This is a genomic window from Gelidibacter sp., from assembly GCF_053579655.1.
This window is the reverse complement of sequence record NZ_JBMDWE010000012.1, coordinates 56,307-70,861: the sequence shown is the minus strand read 5'-3', so window position 1 is coordinate 70,861 and position 14,555 is coordinate 56,307. Positions and strand designations below refer to the sequence as shown.

The following is a 14,555-nucleotide window of genomic DNA, read 5'->3' as shown; positions in this document are numbered from 1 at the left end:
TATTCTTATTCAGTTAATAATTTGTTGAACTTTTGCAATGAACAATTAAACCTATCGTACCTTTAAGTAAATAAATAAAATTTTGAAAATTCTCGTTACAGGCTCTACCGGCTATATAGGCAAACGTCTGATTCCCATCCTCATTAATGAAGGACACGATGTTATTTGTGCAGTTCGTGATACGTTTAGGGTTGATAAAAACTATCTTGAAGACGGACATATCTCAGTGGTTGAAGCCGATTTTTTAAAACCAGAAACGCTTCAAAATATTCCAAAGGACATTGATGTCGCTTATTATCTTATCCATTCCATGTCCAATACGTCCAAGGATTTTGAAGCCTTGGAAGCAAAATGTGCGGCTAATTTCAGAGACTATTTTGAAACCACCAAAGTTAAACAAGTCATTTATTTAAGCGGGATTACCAATGACACTTTTCTGTCCAAGCATTTACAATCCCGTAAAAATGTTGAAGAACTATTACATTCAGAAAAATACGCTTTGACCGTTTTTAAGGCAGGAATCATTGTCGGATCAGGAAGTTCATCTTTTGAAATTATCCGAGATTTGGTTGAGAAACTACCAGTTATGGTGGCTCCTAAATGGTTGAATACAAAAACGCAACCTCTTGGTGTTAAGGATGTCCTTTCATTTTTGTCGAGAGCCAAAGGCAAAACAGAACTTTATAATAAAAGCTTTGATATTTTTGGACCTGAAGTGCTGACCTACAAACAAATGCTACTCCTGTTTGCTGACATCAGGAAATTGAAGCGTTATATTTTAACGGTTCCAGTGATGACCCCCAAACTCTCCTCTTATTGGCTTTATTTCGTGACCTCTACCTCTTTCAAACTGGCCTCTTCTTTAGTGGAAAGTATGGGCGTGGAAATTATCGGTCAGAAAAGTGAGATCAATCAGATCCTTGATGTTCACCCTATGAGTTATCGTGAAGCCGTAGAACTGGCTTTTCAAAAGATTGAACAAAACAGCATTGTTTCCAGCTGGAAAGATTCTATGGTCAGCAGTGGCCGACTCAAGGACAGTCTTTTTAAATATGTAAATGTGCCTACCTATGGCTGTTTCAAAGATTATAAAGAACGTAAAGTCATCGATATGGACAAGACCATCAACCGCATTTGGTCCATCGGTGGTTCCACTGGTTGGTATTATGGGAATTACTTATGGAAAGTGCGTGGACACATGGATAAGCTGTTTGGAGGTATCGGTTTGCGACGCGGAAGAACGCATGTTTCAGAATTATCTGCAGGAGATGCCTTGGATTTTTGGCGGGTTATTTTTAGTGATAAAAAAGATAAAAAACTCTTGCTTTACGCCGAAATGAAACTTCCTGGCGAAGCTTGGCTCGAATTTAAAATTGAAGATGGCCTGCTTAAACAAACCGCAACGTTCAGACCACGCGGCTTGGCAGGACGTTTGTACTGGTACAGTGTATTGCCTTTTCATTGGTTCATTTTTAATGGCATGATCAACAAGTTGGTAGAAGTCGATTAGCGTATTAAAATTCACTAATAGGATTTCTGTTACGAAAAGTGAAAACCCAATTCCAATCCTAAAAAGAAAGTCCAGAATATCATTTTCAGAATATAAAGTCTACAAAAAAATGCATCCACTTGAATAAAATCTGACGTTTGCGTATATATCTTACCCTATTTTAAATCTTCAAAAACCGAAAGAAAGCCAGCGAAAGCTTATGGAATCTTAACAAGGATAGCCTAAGCATCTAAGCCTATTGCTGAATCGATACACCTCTCTAACATTGAGCCTTCTTAAAACAATACGATCCTAAACTCACCCTAGCTCAACTTAAATGTTAATTTTTGTTTAATGTTTATCTCATAAAGATAAACAAAATGATTAATTAGCTATCTTTATACTATGATTTTGGACACCACCTCTACTGATAAAACCCACGACGCGCTCATCAATGATTTGGTAGGAAAACCTTTTGGTTTTATCCAAGCGTTTAAAATGAGAGGTATCGGGTCCAAACGCATGATGATTGAAGAGGTCAGTGCGAATATGAAGCCATATCTCAATACGACGGCCGCTATCAGCTACGCTAATTTAGAGCTGCGTCCATTTGGATTACTGATCAGAATCAATAAAGGTTTACAAAATTATACTTGGGTTATTCCATATTACCATTTGGTCATTTATAAAACCAACGGGAGCAGCATTCATGCCCAAGGAAAGTTCATCAAATTTAAAAAAAACATCACTTTTAGAGAAAATAAAGCTTTTTTTGACAAGCTTTTAGACCAAAAATTAAATTATGAAGTTCACAATAACATTCTGCCATGATTTTGACGGAGCAACAGATTGCCCGCATTATTGAAATGGCTTGGGAAGACAGAACGCCTTTTGAGGCCATAACCTACCAATTTGAACTTTCAGAACAGGATGTCATTACCTTAATGCGACGCGAAATGAAATCTAGTAGTTTCAGAATATGGCGGCAGCGTGTTCAAGGACGAGCTACAAAACATCAAAAATTACGATCATTTGAATTGGGACGTTATAAATGTTCAAGACAAAAATAAATCAAACATAATTCCATTTCCAAACGCTAACTATGCTTTGTTTTGGCAATAAAAACCTAAAAACAGCATCTAAAAAAGACAACATGATTCAAGAAAAAAACTCCGGTACCCTTAAAATTAATAACAAGTTAAACGGCTTCAGCATCGAAGACATTGGCGATGACCATTTATACACAGGACTTGAAACACCAATGAAAAAAGATGGATATAAACTTTCAGATAAGGAAAAAAAGGAACGTATTGCCCTTTTATTTGAAGAAATCATGGATGTCATGGGAATGGATTTAACCGACGACTCCTTAAAAGGCACACCCGATCGTGTGGCCAAAATGTATATCGATGAGATTTTTTCTGGCTTAAACCCGGCCAACAAACCAAAAATTGCATTATTCGATAATAAATACCAATACAATCAAATGTTGGTAGAAAAAAACATCACGTTCTACTCCAACTGCGAACATCATTTTGTGCCGATTATTGGCAAAGCCCACGTGGCTTATATTTCTTCGGGAAAAGTGATTGGCTTGTCAAAATTGAATCGCATTGTGCAATATTATGCTAAACGACCACAGGTTCAAGAACGTTTGACCAATCAAATTGCTGAAGATTTAAAACAGATCTTAGGTACGGAGGATGTTGCGGTCATTCTGGACGCCAAACATTTATGCGTTTCCTCGCGAGGCATTAAAGATGAATCCTCGGCAACGGTTACCTCCTATTACGGTGGAAAATTTAGCACACCCGAAAAAATTACTGAATTGCAGAACTATATAAAAGACTAAGATTATGGATCTCATTAATGAAGCACTCGAATTTGAACAACAAAAATTAAGATCACTTTCCATTTCAGCGTTAGATTTTGAAATCCGAACGCATAATTCCTATAAAAAATAAATGAAAACCCTCATCATTGTTGGCGGCAGCAAGGGCATCGGTAAAGCTATTGCACAAAAACTCCTGTCCACTCATTATATTATCAATATCAACCGCACGGTTCCAGATTATGCAACGAAAATCTCACGCATCATTCCTGTGATATATTAACGGACGCCTTGCCTCCAATTGAAAAAGCTGACGGCTTGGTCTATTGTCCGGGAAGCATTAATCTCAAACCGATCAATCGGTTGAGTTTAGACGATTTTAGAGCAGATTTTGAGATTAACGTCATAGGTGCGGTCAAAAGCATCCAAACGTATTTAGATATTCTTAAAAAAGGCGACAATCCTTCGATTCTTTTATTTAGTACCGTGGCGGCTAAGTTAGGAATGCCTTTTCACGCTAGTGTTGCGGCGGCGAAATCAGCTATTGAAGGTTTGGTAAAATCATTAGGCGCTGAAATTGCGACCACTTTGCGTATTAACGCCATTGCCCCAACTGTGACCGATACCGATTTGGCCTCAAAATTATTGCGCAATGAAAAAATGATTGAAAGTATTACCGAGCGTCATCCGCTTAAAAAATTCCTAAAACCCGACGAAGTTGCTGATATGGCAGAGTTCTTACTTTCAGAAAAATCAGCTTCCATTTCAGGCCAGATTTTTGAATTGGATTGTGGCCTTGTGACTTTTAAGATTTAAACTGTTCTGGTTAAAATTTCGCATAAAAAAACCTTTCAATTCCGAAATATCGGTATTGAAAGGTTTCTTGGAATATATCCACAGTAAAGACACAAAATATTGTGTCGCTACTACAGATTTAATATCTACTTACATTGCACCCCATTCTTTTAGGGAATCCGTGTTCATTTTAATATAATCTGGATTTCCTGCTTCTTTAGAGGCAGCCAATGATTTTTTCGCAATTTCTATCGCCCCCTTTTTATCTCCTGCTTTTGCATAAATTAAAGACTGCTGTCTTAATTGATAAAATGCTGGTTTTGGAGTCATGGCCATCGCTTTGTCAATCCATATTTTAGCTTGCTTGGCATCTTTACCTTCTTGAAGATAATATACGGCAGCCGCGTAATAGTCGTCCGCATTAGGACCAGTCATGACTTTATCGATATTAGCAGCAACAATTTTGTCTGTTGGCACTTCAAATTTAACACCGGCATACACATTTGCCCACAAGATTCCGAGGGTGGCACCATTACTTGTCAAATCATCAAAACTCATGGTAAATGTTTCGATAGTCATTGGAAGTTTGTAAGTTTCTACATTAACCTTCGCCGCAATTTTTGATTCATCCAATTCTTGAGGTGCTCCCCAATTGCTGGCATTTGAATAAAATACAATCTCCCATTTATTTTCATTTGGAATTGCAAAAAGTGCATAGGTTCCAGCTTTTAATTCTTTACCCTGAACAGTTACATCCGTACTAAAGGAGATTTTCGTATTGGTATTTGCTCCCAATCGCCATACTTTACCATAAGGAACTAAATCACCAAAAATAGTACGCTCTCTCATATTTGGACGAGAATACTCTAAGGTCACATCTGTTAACCCAACCTTTTGCTCCACTTTAGAAAATGGACTCGGCTGAGGCGTTTGAATTTGAGCGTTTGCTGTAAAGGTCATTCCCAAAACTGCAAGGCAAAGCATAAATTTTTTCATAACAATTTATTTTTTAGATGGTTAATTAATCTACATGTAAAATTAATGCTTTTAAAGCCCTCAATTGTTAACGAAATACTAAATTAATTTCACGACAAAGCGTATGATACTGACCTCCATTTAATTAAAACAGTGCAGATTAAGCTAAAAACACAATGTTAAATATTGTTTAATGTTCTATAAAAAATATTCAACATTGTGTATATTCGCATTTAAATTAAAATTATGGCAACAGAGAATAAAACGGCAAATCAAGAAATCATAAAAGAAGCTCTTGAATTTGAACAACAAACACTAAGATCGCTTTCTACAAGCGATAGAATAGAAATTTCAAGACAAGCCAAAACCTTAATTTTAGGCTTGAACGAAATTTATAAACGCAAAAAAGATGAACAGATCATGGACATCATGAAGCGATTAACTGTAATAAAACAAAAGGTAGAAAAACGATTAAAAGGAAAGCCGTTAACCGCAACTAGCTAAGCATCCTTTAATGTAGTAGATAATGGGGTTATTGAATGACGCTGTCAAGATGTTATAATTATCAAATTATTAATATTTAGACCATTCCAACTCCTCGCTTAAAAATCAAATTTCAAAATTAAGCATGAAGAAAGTGTTTTCAAACGAGCAACTTGATTAAACAATGAAATTCTTCAAACATTTCCTCCTATTTCTAATCATCAACTTTGGTGCCTTAGGAATTGGTATTTTACTCATGGGAAATGGCCCTACAAGCGACTGGTACATCTCAATGAACAAAGCCCCTTGGACACCTCCAGGTTGGGCTTTTGGCTTTTTTTGGACGGTCATTATGATCTGCTTTTCATTGTACATGACCTTTCTTTACCTCAAAAGTACAACCGCTCAAGTCATTACACTGTTCTGTATTCAATTTATCCTGAATGTCCTCTGGAATTTTGTTTTTTTCAATCAGCATTTAGTTGCGATTGGGTTGGGAACCATTATTGCGTTGACGGTTATCGTTACTGCCTTTTTGGTAACCTATTATCAATCCATGAAGATAAAATCGCTGCTGATTTTACCGTATTTTGTTTGGATTTGTATTGCAACTTCGCTTAATCTTTACATTCTATTAAAGAATTAAAAAAGAAATCCCTATCGCTCACAAAATAGTTGAAACTACTTATAGATGAAAATATACGCCCTTCACAAAAAGCAAAATCTCCCTATAAGCATTGAAACTGCTTGGGCTTTTCTTTCCGATCCAAACAACTTAAAGACGATTACACCAAGTTATATGGGATTCCATATTTTATCTGGAGCTGATCGACCGATGTATGCTGGGCAGATTATTCAATATATCGTAACCCCAGTTTTAGGAATTAAAACCAAATGGGTCACAGAAATTACGCATAGCGTAACCAATAAGTATTTTGTGGACGAACAACGCTTCGGCCCTTATGCATTGTGGCATCACAAACATTTTATCAAGGAAATTCCAGGTGGTGTGGAAATGGAAGATCTCATTGATTACAAATTACCCTTCGGAATTTTGGGCCAATTGGCACATTCTATTTTAGTGAAGCCAAAACTGCAGGAAATATTTGACTATAGACAAAAAAAGCTGCAAGACTTGTTTGGGATATACGATCCATCACTTCTAAAGTAAAAAAGAAACACTACTCCTGATCTTATGAAGCAGCCCCTCAACATCTTCTGGTTCCGTCGTGATTTAAGATTGGACGATAATGTCGGATTTTTCGAAGCATTGCAATCTAAACATCCCGTAGTGCCCATATTTATTTTTGATCCTGAAATTTTAGATCACTTACCTGAAGCTGATGCTCGCGTGACGTTCATTTTTGATACCCTCCAAAAAATGCGCACGACGCTTCAAGAAACCTATAAGAGCAGTATCAGCATCTACCATGGAAAACCTTTGGAAGTTTACAAACAGCTTATTCAGGATTATGACATTAAAGCGGTTTACACCAATCACGATTATGAGCCCTACGCTCAGGAACGCGATACCGAAATAAATAATTTTCTATCAGAAAAAGGCATTGATTTCAAAACATTTAAAGATCAAGTCATTTTTGAGAAAGACGAAGTGGTCAAAAAAGATGGCAATCCTTATATCGTTTATACGCCATATATGAAGGCTTGGAAAGAGAAATTCAAAACGTATAACTTAGAAATTTTTGATACCACTACTGGTCTTGATCATCTTTTCAAAAACACAGCGCTGCCCAACTTAAGCTTGGCTGATATTGGTTTTAAGAGATCCTCACAAAAGATAGTGGATTTTGAAGTGACATCCACTTTAATTCAAAACTATGAAAAAACCAGAAATTTCCCTGCTCTAGATAGTACGTCACGCTTAGGTCCACATTTACGCTTTGGAACCGTCAGTATTCGTAAGATGATCAAAAAAGCAGTTGCAGAACAGAATGAAATATTTTGGCAAGAACTCATTTGGCGTGAGTTTTTCATGCAAATCCTTTGGCATTTCCCGAAAACGGTACACGAGAGTTTCAAACCCAAATACGACCGCATCGAATGGCGCAACAATGAAGGAGAATTCAAAAAATGGTGCGATGGCGAAACGGGTTATCCATTAGTCGATGCTGGAATGCGTCAGCTCAACCAAACCGGTTTTATGCACAATCGGGTGCGCATGTTGGTGGGAAGTTTTTTATGTAAACATCTGCTGATTGATTGGCGTTGGGGCGAAGCATATTTTGCCGAAAAACTCCACGATTATGAAATGGCAAGCAATATTGGCAATTGGCAATGGGTTGCCGGATGTGGTGTGGACGCAGCGCCTTATTTCCGAATTTTCAATCCGACCACACAAATTGAAAAATTTGATAAAGACCTCAAATACATCAACAAATGGGTGCCAGAATTTCAAGAATTGACTTATGCACCACCGATGGTCGATCATAAAGAAGCACGGGAACGCTGTTTGTCAACTTATAAAAGGGCGCTGGCTTAATTGTTCGTCATTATATTGGTTGATTTAAATGTTTAAAGAAATCGATGAGTAGTTGGATAAACCTTAAAACAAAAAATGCCTCAACTAATTTGAGGCATTTTTTATGTATATTATTTGGTATCGATCTAGCTTACTCGCGTAATCTTCGCACCTATTGCTCGTAAACGCTCATCAATGCGCTCATAACCACGATCAATCTGTTCGATATTATGAATGGTCGATGTACCTGTTGCTGATAAGGCAGCAATCAAAAGTGAAATCCCAGCTCTAATGTCTGGAGACGTCATCGTTGTTGCTTTTAAAGTCGATTTGAAGTCGTGACCAATAACGGTAGCACGATGCGGATCACAAAGAATAATTTTTGCGCCCATATCAATCAATTTATCCACAAAGAACAAACGGCTTTCAAACATTTTTTGGTGTACTAAAACAGCGCCTCTCGCTTGAGTGGCAATGACTAAGATAATACTCAATAAATCGGGCGTAAATCCAGGCCATGGTGCATCAGAAACGGTCAAAATGGAACCGTCAATATAATTCTGGATTTCATAACCGTCTTTATGTGCCGGAATATGGATATCATCTCCTTTTTTCTCAACGGTAATTCCCAATTTCCGGAACACGTTTGGAATCTGTCCCAAATCATCCCAACTGACGTTTTTAATGGTCAATTCACTTTTGGTCATGGCTGCCAATCCGATCCAACTTCCAATTTCGATCATATCGGGCAACATTCTATGTTCTGTGCCTCCCAAGGATTCTACGCCTTCAATAATCAACATATTGGAACCGATGCCACTAATTTTGGCGCCCATTCTGTTCAGCATTTTACATAACTGTTGCAAATAAGGTTCACAAGCAGCATTGTAAATGGTGGTTATCCCTTCGGCCAAAACAGCCGCCATAACAATATTGGCCGTTCCTGTTACGGACGCTTCGTCCAAAAGCATAAACGCACCTTTTAGTCGATCAGCTTCAACACCATAAAAATGCTCTTCACGATTGTAACGGAATTTAGCTCCCAAATTTATAAAGCCTTCAAAGTGGGTATCCACTCTTCGGCGTCCGATTTTATCACCTCCCGGTTTTGGAATATAACCTTTACCGAAACGCGCCAAAAGCGGTCCAACAATCATGATAGATCCACGAAGGCCTTTACCGTCTTCTTTAAATTCAGCCGATTCAAGGTATTTCATATTCACTTCATCCGCCTTAAATGTATAAGAGCCAGCACCAATTTTATTGGTTTTGACGCCTAATTTTTCTAAAAGAGAAATGAGTTTGTTGACATCGATAATGTCAGGTATATTATGGATGGTTACGAGTTCTGGAGTAAGTAAAACAGCGCATAGAATTTGTAATGCTTCGTTTTTTGCACCTTGAGGTTGGATTCTTCCTTTTAATTGATGCCCTCCTTCAATTATAAATGTTGCCATGTAGGTTAGTAGCGTTTTCTGTTACGGTTGTTGGTGTTAGTATTGGTTTTTTTGGGGTGTGCTTTCTTGTTGGTCGAAGTAAACTTCTTTTTATTTCGCATCAATGTGGTAGCATCAGACAAATCTTCATCTTCTTCCTTCAAGTTGATTTTACCTCCTGACAATTCATACAAATGCTGAAAAATCACATCATCTTCAACGGTGTCTTTATTCCAATTCAAAAAACACTTTTTCATGTGATTCGCAATAGTATAAATCAATGCCTCCTTTAAATCGCCATCTTCCCAAGTATTGGCCACATCAATCATTGTTTTGATGTTATTGCCATAAAAACGGTATTTCGGAAAATTTTGAGGGTATTTTAAAGGTTCAGGATGCGCCTGCAAGTCTTCCCTTAAAGGTTTTGGATATGGAGAATCAACATCCAAATCAAAATCGGCCATAATAAACAACTGATCCCAAAGTTTATGTTGAAAATCTGGAACGTCCCTTAAATGCGGCTGTAAATTGCCCATGACTGAAATAATTGCCTTGGACACTTTGTTGCGTTCTTCCTTGGTTGGGCGCTCCTTGGCGTAATGGATCATCTTTTGCATATGACGCCCATATTCAGGAATGATCAAATGTTCACGCTCTGTATTGTATTCTAAATTATCTATCAAAATATAAATGTGTAGTATTAAATGTGCTAATAAATGTAGTAAAATGCATTATGCAACGCAGTAATTTGTGCATGTGTGCAAAATACGAAAAAAAATAAAGAAAATTTAATTGTCCAATAAAAGTTTCGCAAAAAATACGAAATGTGATGCGCTTCCATCCATAAAATACGGTAAACTGCCAAAACACTAGTGATCCAAAAAATTAAAACCATTAAGTTAAGGAAGATTAAGGTCTTGTTTAAGCGCATTTCAGCTCAATCATCTGATGCATTAATGTTTAAGTAAACCTCATATTCAATCCACTTTCTCTATAATTTGTCGTCAATTTTCTAACCTCTAAAGATCTACAACGAAATAACCCCCTCCACCCTTTCTATCACTTCCTTATATTTTTCAATAACACTCTCAGGAGTTACCATCTGTAAATTAATGGATACACTTGTATATTTCCCGTTAGCAGAAGGCTTAGTGATGATTACTGCCCCCATATTATCAAAAATATTTTCAATTTCGGCTATTTTTCTGTTCTCTGATAATACGATGAATTTATAAAGATATTCTGATGGCCAGCTTGCAGTTGCATAAAGTTGTGACCTTAATTTGTCGTAAAATTCTTCTGGATTTTTCTCTGTGCTCATAATGGTTCTTATTCAACTGCAAAGATACATTTTACTTTACATTTTTTAATTTCTATTAAAATTACGATTTTTGCAGTCAAAACCTAGCCAAAGTGAATACTAGAAGAATTGTTATTACGGGAGGACCCGGGACCGGGAAGTCCTCAATAATAGACGAATTAAAACAAAGAGGGCATATTTGCTTTGAAGAAATCTCAAGACAAATCACTCTCGAGGCCAGGAAAAACGGTGTAGAACAGCTCTTTTTAACCCAGCCCCTTCTCTTTAGTCAATTGCTACTGGAAGGTAGAAGCCAGCAATATGTGGAGGCCGATCAACATGATAACTCGACTGTTTTCATGGACCGAGGACTCCCAGATGTTTTGGCATATATGGACTTTTTTGGCAGTGATTATCCAGAGGATTTTATAAACACTTGCCAGAAAAACACCTATGATGTCGTTTTTATTCTATCCCCTTGGCAAGAAATCTTTAAATGTGATAGTGAACGCTATGAAACCTTTGAGCAATCTGAATTAATTCATGAACGTCTTTTAAAGACCTATGCAAAATTCAACTACCATTTAATTGATATTCCTTTTGATACTGTAGAAAAACGCGTAGATTTCATTATAGATTCCTTAAATTCCCAATAATGTCACATCCGGTCATTATACTAGAACGCTATTGGAACCATACCTCTTTCAGGCCGTTGCAAGAGGACATCATTAATGCGGTCTTGGATAATGAGGATACTTTTGTGTTGTTGCCAACAGGCGGTGGGAAATCCATTTGTTTTCAAGTTCCGGCGTTAATAAGAGACGGCATTTGCATTGTCGTTTCGCCACTGATTGCCTTAATGAAAGATCAGGTGGACCAACTTAAAGCAAAAGGCATAAAAGCCATGGCCATTACCAGTGGTATTCCATATACCACTTTGGACACGATGTTGGACAACTGTATTTATGGGAAGTACAAATTCCTTTACCTGTCTCCAGAACGTTTGCAACAAACGTTGGTTCAGGACAGAATCCAACAAATGCCGGTCAATTTAATTGCGGTTGATGAAGCCCATTGTATCAGTCAGTGGGGGAACGATTTCAGACCCGCCTACAAAAACATCAAAATCCTGCGTCAATTACACCCTTCGGTTAATGTAATTGCCCTTACCGCCACTGCCAAACCAAAAGTCGTCCAAGAAATCATGACCGAACTGGACTTTATGGCGCCCAAGGTTTTTCAAGCGTCCTTTAAAAGACCAAATATTGCGTACATGGTCTTGGACACCAATGATAAGCACTACAAAATCGAGCAGATTCTGAAAAAATATCCTGGGCCGTCCATCATTTATGCCAGAACGCGACGCGCGACTTTGGAGCTTTTTTCGTTTTTAGAATCGAAAGGCATTTCAGCTACTTACTATCATGGCGGAATCAGCAATAAGGAAAAAAACGACCATTTAGAACAATGGAGCAATAATCAAAAAACCGTTATGGTGGCCACCACCGCTTTCGGAATGGGGATTGACAAGCCCGATGTCAAAACAGTCATTCATATTAATTTGCCCGAAAGTTTAGAAAGTTATTATCAAGAAGCAGGCCGTGCCGGACGCAATGGCGAAAAAGCATTTGCGGTTATTTTAAAAAACGCCACCGATGAACAACAACTGAAACACCAGTTTTTGAGCACTCTGCCATCGGTTGATTTTATTAAACAAGTCTATCGGAAATTATGTAACTATTTTCAGATATCTTATGGCGAAGGCCACTTAACACAGCATCAATTTAACTTTAACGTCTTCTGTAAAACTTATAATTTCCCAACGGGCACTGCCTATAATGCCGTTCAGATATTAGATCGGAATAGCATTATTAGCTTATCACAGCAATTCAATTATCAAACTAAGCTTCAGTTTTTGATTAGCAGTCAGGCCTTATTCAGTTATTTGAACACCCACAAATCCTTTGAACCTGTGGTTAAGGCGATCTTAAGGAGTTATGGTGGTATTTTTGAACACCAGATGAAGATCAACCTGAATTTGATTTCTGAAAAATCAAATATCAACGAAAATCAGGTTCTTGCCATTTTATATGAGATCCAAAAAGATGGGATTGTGGAGTTTCTACATTCCAATACCGATTCTGAATTGACCTTTTTACAGCCTCGCGAAGACGATAAAACCATCAATAGAATTGCCACGGTCATTGAACAGCAACAGCGCTTAAAGGAAGATCAAATTGATGCCGTTATCGGTTATATCTCAGATGACGAACACTGTAAAAGTATTCAGCTATTGGAATATTTTGGTGAGAAAAGAAGCGAGCCTTGCAGCATTTGTTCCGTGTGCATTTCTAAAAAAAGAGCTCCCAAAAGAACATCAGTAAAAAGTATTTCTTATGACATTATTGTCCTTTTGGAAAATCAGCCCTTAACTTCAAGAGCCCTTGTAGAACAAATGGAACATTCAGAAAATGAGATTTTGGAAACCCTCAAGTTAATGCTCGCCAATAATATTTTAGAAATCACGACGAACAATTCATACAAAATAAGACACACATAAATCGAGCGTACTTAATTTTAGCATCAGATGAATGATTTTTATTTATTGTGAATAGTAAGCCTGTACTGAGCGAAATGGAAGTATGACCTTTAAAAAATAATAAATTTGAACACATGAAAAAGAGAGATTTGAGAATTGTATTTATGGGCACACCAGAGTTTGCGGTAGGCACCTTAAAACTGTTGGTTGAAAACCAGTACCAAATCGTTGGAGTTATTACTGCTCCTGATAAACCAGCGGGCCGCGGGCAGAAACTGCACCAATCGGATGTGAAAAAATATGCGCTATCTCAAAATTTAAGACTCTTACAACCGACAAATTTAAAAGACGACGAATTCTTAAACGAATTAAAGTCCCTAAATGCCAATGTGCAAATTGTCGTGGCCTTCCGGATGTTGCCTGAAGTTGTTTGGAGCATGCCCGAATATGGCACCTTCAATTTGCATGCCTCCCTTCTACCCGACTACAGAGGCGCGGCACCTATACATTGGGCCATCATTAATGGTGAAGAAAAAACAGGCGTGACCACATTTTTTATCGATGAAAAAATTGATACCGGCGCTATCATCTTACAAAAGGAAGTTACCATTAAAGAGGACGAGACCGTCGGCACTTTACACGACGAGTTGCAGCATATAGGAAGCGAATTGGTCATTGAAACTTTACAATTGATCGAAGCTGATAAAGTTACAACCACCGTACAATCTAAAATTGAGCAACCAAAAACCGCTTATAAACTCAATAAGGGAAATTGTCAAATTGACTGGAATCAAAGTTTGAACGCTATTTACAACAAAATAAGAGGCTTGAATCCATTTCCTGCAGCTTGGACGAATCTTAAAACCAAAGACGAAACATTAATGGTCAAATTGTTTGCGGTTGATAAAGAAGAAATAGCACATTCAGATGCCGTAGGAACGATCATAACTACAAAAACTGACCTAAAAGTATCAGTCCAAGGCGGTTACTTAATTATTAAGGAAATGCAGCTCCCTGGGAAGCGAAAAATGGACATTCGATCACTTTTGAATGGTTTTAATTTTTCTGAAGACGATAAAATGCTCTAAACCCTCATGAATACTGATATAACATAAAAAAGCAAAAAACCGATTGCGTTTATTAACAATTACTCAAAGTTATTAACAAATACTCGCATTTCCCTCGCCATTACTTGCGTGAATGAATAATCCGTATAAATTTGTAGAAG

At 37.5% G+C, this 14,555-nt stretch carries 15 protein-coding genes and 1 pseudogene; 12 read left to right on the top strand and 4 right to left on the bottom strand.

Features of this window, described 5'->3' with window-relative positions; genetic code table 11:
• Positions 1-82: 82 nt before the first annotated feature.
• The 5 genes and pseudogenes from ACOH2D_RS08125 to ACOH2D_RS08105 all read left to right on the top strand — a co-directional run bounded on the left by ACOH2D_RS08125 (position 83) and on the right by ACOH2D_RS08105 (position 4,136).
• Positions 83-1,510 (top strand): SDR family oxidoreductase, encoded by a 1,428-nt coding sequence (locus tag ACOH2D_RS08125; RefSeq protein ID WP_348036071.1) that lies wholly within the window; start codon positions 83-85, stop codon positions 1,508-1,510.
• A 384-nt stretch (positions 1,511-1,894) separates the two neighbouring features.
• Entirely contained in the window at positions 1,895-2,320 is a 426-nt protein-coding gene (locus ACOH2D_RS08120) for a hypothetical protein (protein ID WP_449534919.1), read from the top strand.
• Entirely contained in the window at positions 2,317-2,559 is a 243-nt protein-coding gene (locus ACOH2D_RS08115) for a TIGR03643 family protein (protein ID WP_348036073.1), read from the top strand. Before ACOH2D_RS08120 ends, ACOH2D_RS08115 begins: the two co-directional genes overlap by 4 nt.
• Before the next feature lie 83 nt (positions 2,560-2,642).
• On the top strand, positions 2,643-3,341 hold the full coding sequence (folE, locus tag ACOH2D_RS08110) for a GTP cyclohydrolase I FolE (protein WP_348036074.1): 699 nt from the start codon (positions 2,643-2,645) through the stop codon (positions 3,339-3,341).
• Between the two features lie 112 nt (positions 3,342-3,453).
• Positions 3,454-4,136, top strand: a pseudogene (locus ACOH2D_RS08105) (SDR family NAD(P)-dependent oxidoreductase).
• A 129-nt stretch (positions 4,137-4,265) separates the two neighbouring features.
• On the opposite strand, the gene ACOH2D_RS08100 reads toward ACOH2D_RS08105, so the two are convergent.
• Positions 4,266-5,111 (bottom strand): DUF2911 domain-containing protein, encoded by an 846-nt coding sequence (locus ACOH2D_RS08100; RefSeq protein WP_348036075.1) that lies wholly within the window; start codon positions 5,109-5,111, stop codon positions 4,266-4,268.
• A 225-nt stretch (positions 5,112-5,336) separates the two neighbouring features.
• On the opposite strand from ACOH2D_RS08100, the gene ACOH2D_RS08095 reads away from it, so the two are divergent.
• The 4 genes from ACOH2D_RS08095 (at position 5,337) to ACOH2D_RS08080 (ending at position 8,073) form a co-directional block, all read left to right on the top strand.
• Entirely contained in the window at positions 5,337-5,594 is a 258-nt protein-coding gene (locus ACOH2D_RS08095; RefSeq protein WP_348036076.1) for a hypothetical protein, read from the top strand.
• 163 nt (positions 5,595-5,757) lie between these two features.
• Positions 5,758-6,219: a TspO/MBR family protein gene (locus ACOH2D_RS08090; protein WP_348036077.1), complete on the top strand. Its 462-nt coding sequence runs from the start codon at positions 5,758-5,760 to the stop codon at positions 6,217-6,219.
• Between the two features lie 45 nt (positions 6,220-6,264).
• The gene (locus ACOH2D_RS08085) at positions 6,265-6,744 is read left to right on the top strand and encodes an SRPBCC family protein (RefSeq protein WP_449534918.1); all 480 of its coding nucleotides are present in this window, start codon (positions 6,265-6,267) and stop codon (positions 6,742-6,744) included.
• A 24-nt stretch (positions 6,745-6,768) separates the two neighbouring features.
• Complete coding sequence (locus ACOH2D_RS08080) at positions 6,769-8,073, top strand: cryptochrome/photolyase family protein (RefSeq protein WP_449534917.1); 1,305 nt, start codon at positions 6,769-6,771, stop codon at positions 8,071-8,073.
• A gap of 125 nt (positions 8,074-8,198) precedes the next feature.
• On the opposite strand, the gene murA is transcribed toward ACOH2D_RS08080, so the two are convergent.
• The 3 genes from murA to ACOH2D_RS08065 form a co-directional block, all read right to left on the bottom strand.
• A complete protein-coding gene (gene murA / locus ACOH2D_RS08075; protein WP_449534916.1) occupies positions 8,199-9,509 on the bottom strand; it encodes a UDP-N-acetylglucosamine 1-carboxyvinyltransferase in 1,311 nt (436 codons plus the stop codon).
• Positions 9,510-9,514: 5 nt separating this feature from the next.
• Positions 9,515-10,171, bottom strand: coding sequence for a DUF4290 domain-containing protein (locus tag ACOH2D_RS08070; protein ID WP_348036081.1), 657 nt, complete (start codon positions 10,169-10,171; stop codon positions 9,515-9,517).
• A 344-nt stretch (positions 10,172-10,515) separates the two neighbouring features.
• Positions 10,516-10,809 (bottom strand): DUF493 family protein, encoded by a 294-nt coding sequence (locus ACOH2D_RS08065; protein ID WP_348036082.1) that lies wholly within the window; start codon positions 10,807-10,809, stop codon positions 10,516-10,518.
• A 92-nt stretch (positions 10,810-10,901) separates the two neighbouring features.
• Here ACOH2D_RS08065 and ACOH2D_RS08060 point away from each other — a divergent pair, with 92 nt between their 5' ends.
• The 3 genes from ACOH2D_RS08060 to fmt all read left to right on the top strand — a co-directional run bounded on the left by ACOH2D_RS08060 (position 10,902) and on the right by fmt (position 14,415).
• The gene (locus ACOH2D_RS08060; RefSeq protein ID WP_449534915.1) at positions 10,902-11,444 is read left to right on the top strand and encodes an AAA family ATPase; all 543 of its coding nucleotides are present in this window, start codon (positions 10,902-10,904) and stop codon (positions 11,442-11,444) included.
• On the top strand, positions 11,444-13,348 hold the full coding sequence (locus tag ACOH2D_RS08055) for a RecQ family ATP-dependent DNA helicase (protein ID WP_449534914.1): 1,905 nt from the start codon (positions 11,444-11,446) through the stop codon (positions 13,346-13,348). The genes ACOH2D_RS08060 and ACOH2D_RS08055 overlap by 1 nt, the downstream gene beginning before the upstream one ends.
• 113 nt (positions 13,349-13,461) lie before the next feature.
• Positions 13,462-14,415 carry a methionyl-tRNA formyltransferase gene (gene fmt / locus ACOH2D_RS08050; RefSeq protein ID WP_449534913.1) on the top strand — a complete coding sequence of 318 codons (954 nt, stop codon included), beginning with the start codon at positions 13,462-13,464 and terminating at the stop codon, positions 14,413-14,415.
• Positions 14,416-14,555: the final 140 nt, after the last annotated feature.

What these genes read in the sequence shown, in the direction of transcription:
- ACOH2D_RS08120 (WP_449534919.1), top strand. Translation starts at nt 1,895, where the DNA reads ATGATTTTGGACACCACCTCTACTGATAAAACCCACGACGCGCTCATC.
- ACOH2D_RS08115 (WP_348036073.1), top strand. Translation starts at nt 2,317, where the DNA reads ATGATTTTGACGGAGCAACAGATTGCCCGCATTATTGAAATGGCTTGG.
- folE (WP_348036074.1), top strand. Translation starts at nt 2,643, where the DNA reads ATGATTCAAGAAAAAAACTCCGGTACCCTTAAAATTAATAACAAGTTA.
- ACOH2D_RS08100 (WP_348036075.1), bottom strand. Translation starts at nt 5,111, where the DNA reads ATGAAAAAATTTATGCTTTGCCTTGCAGTTTTGGGAATGACCTTTACA.
- ACOH2D_RS08095 (WP_348036076.1), top strand. Translation starts at nt 5,337, where the DNA reads ATGGCAACAGAGAATAAAACGGCAAATCAAGAAATCATAAAAGAAGCT.
- ACOH2D_RS08090 (WP_348036077.1), top strand. Translation starts at nt 5,758, where the DNA reads ATGAAATTCTTCAAACATTTCCTCCTATTTCTAATCATCAACTTTGGT.
- ACOH2D_RS08085 (WP_449534918.1), top strand. Translation starts at nt 6,265, where the DNA reads ATGAAAATATACGCCCTTCACAAAAAGCAAAATCTCCCTATAAGCATT.
- ACOH2D_RS08080 (WP_449534917.1), top strand. Translation starts at nt 6,769, where the DNA reads ATGAAGCAGCCCCTCAACATCTTCTGGTTCCGTCGTGATTTAAGATTG.
- murA (WP_449534916.1), bottom strand. Translation starts at nt 9,509, where the DNA reads ATGGCAACATTTATAATTGAAGGAGGGCATCAATTAAAAGGAAGAATC.
- ACOH2D_RS08065 (WP_348036082.1), bottom strand. Translation starts at nt 10,809, where the DNA reads ATGAGCACAGAGAAAAATCCAGAAGAATTTTACGACAAATTAAGGTCA.
- ACOH2D_RS08055 (WP_449534914.1), top strand. Translation starts at nt 11,444, where the DNA reads ATGTCACATCCGGTCATTATACTAGAACGCTATTGGAACCATACCTCT.
- fmt (WP_449534913.1), top strand. Translation starts at nt 13,462, where the DNA reads ATGAAAAAGAGAGATTTGAGAATTGTATTTATGGGCACACCAGAGTTT.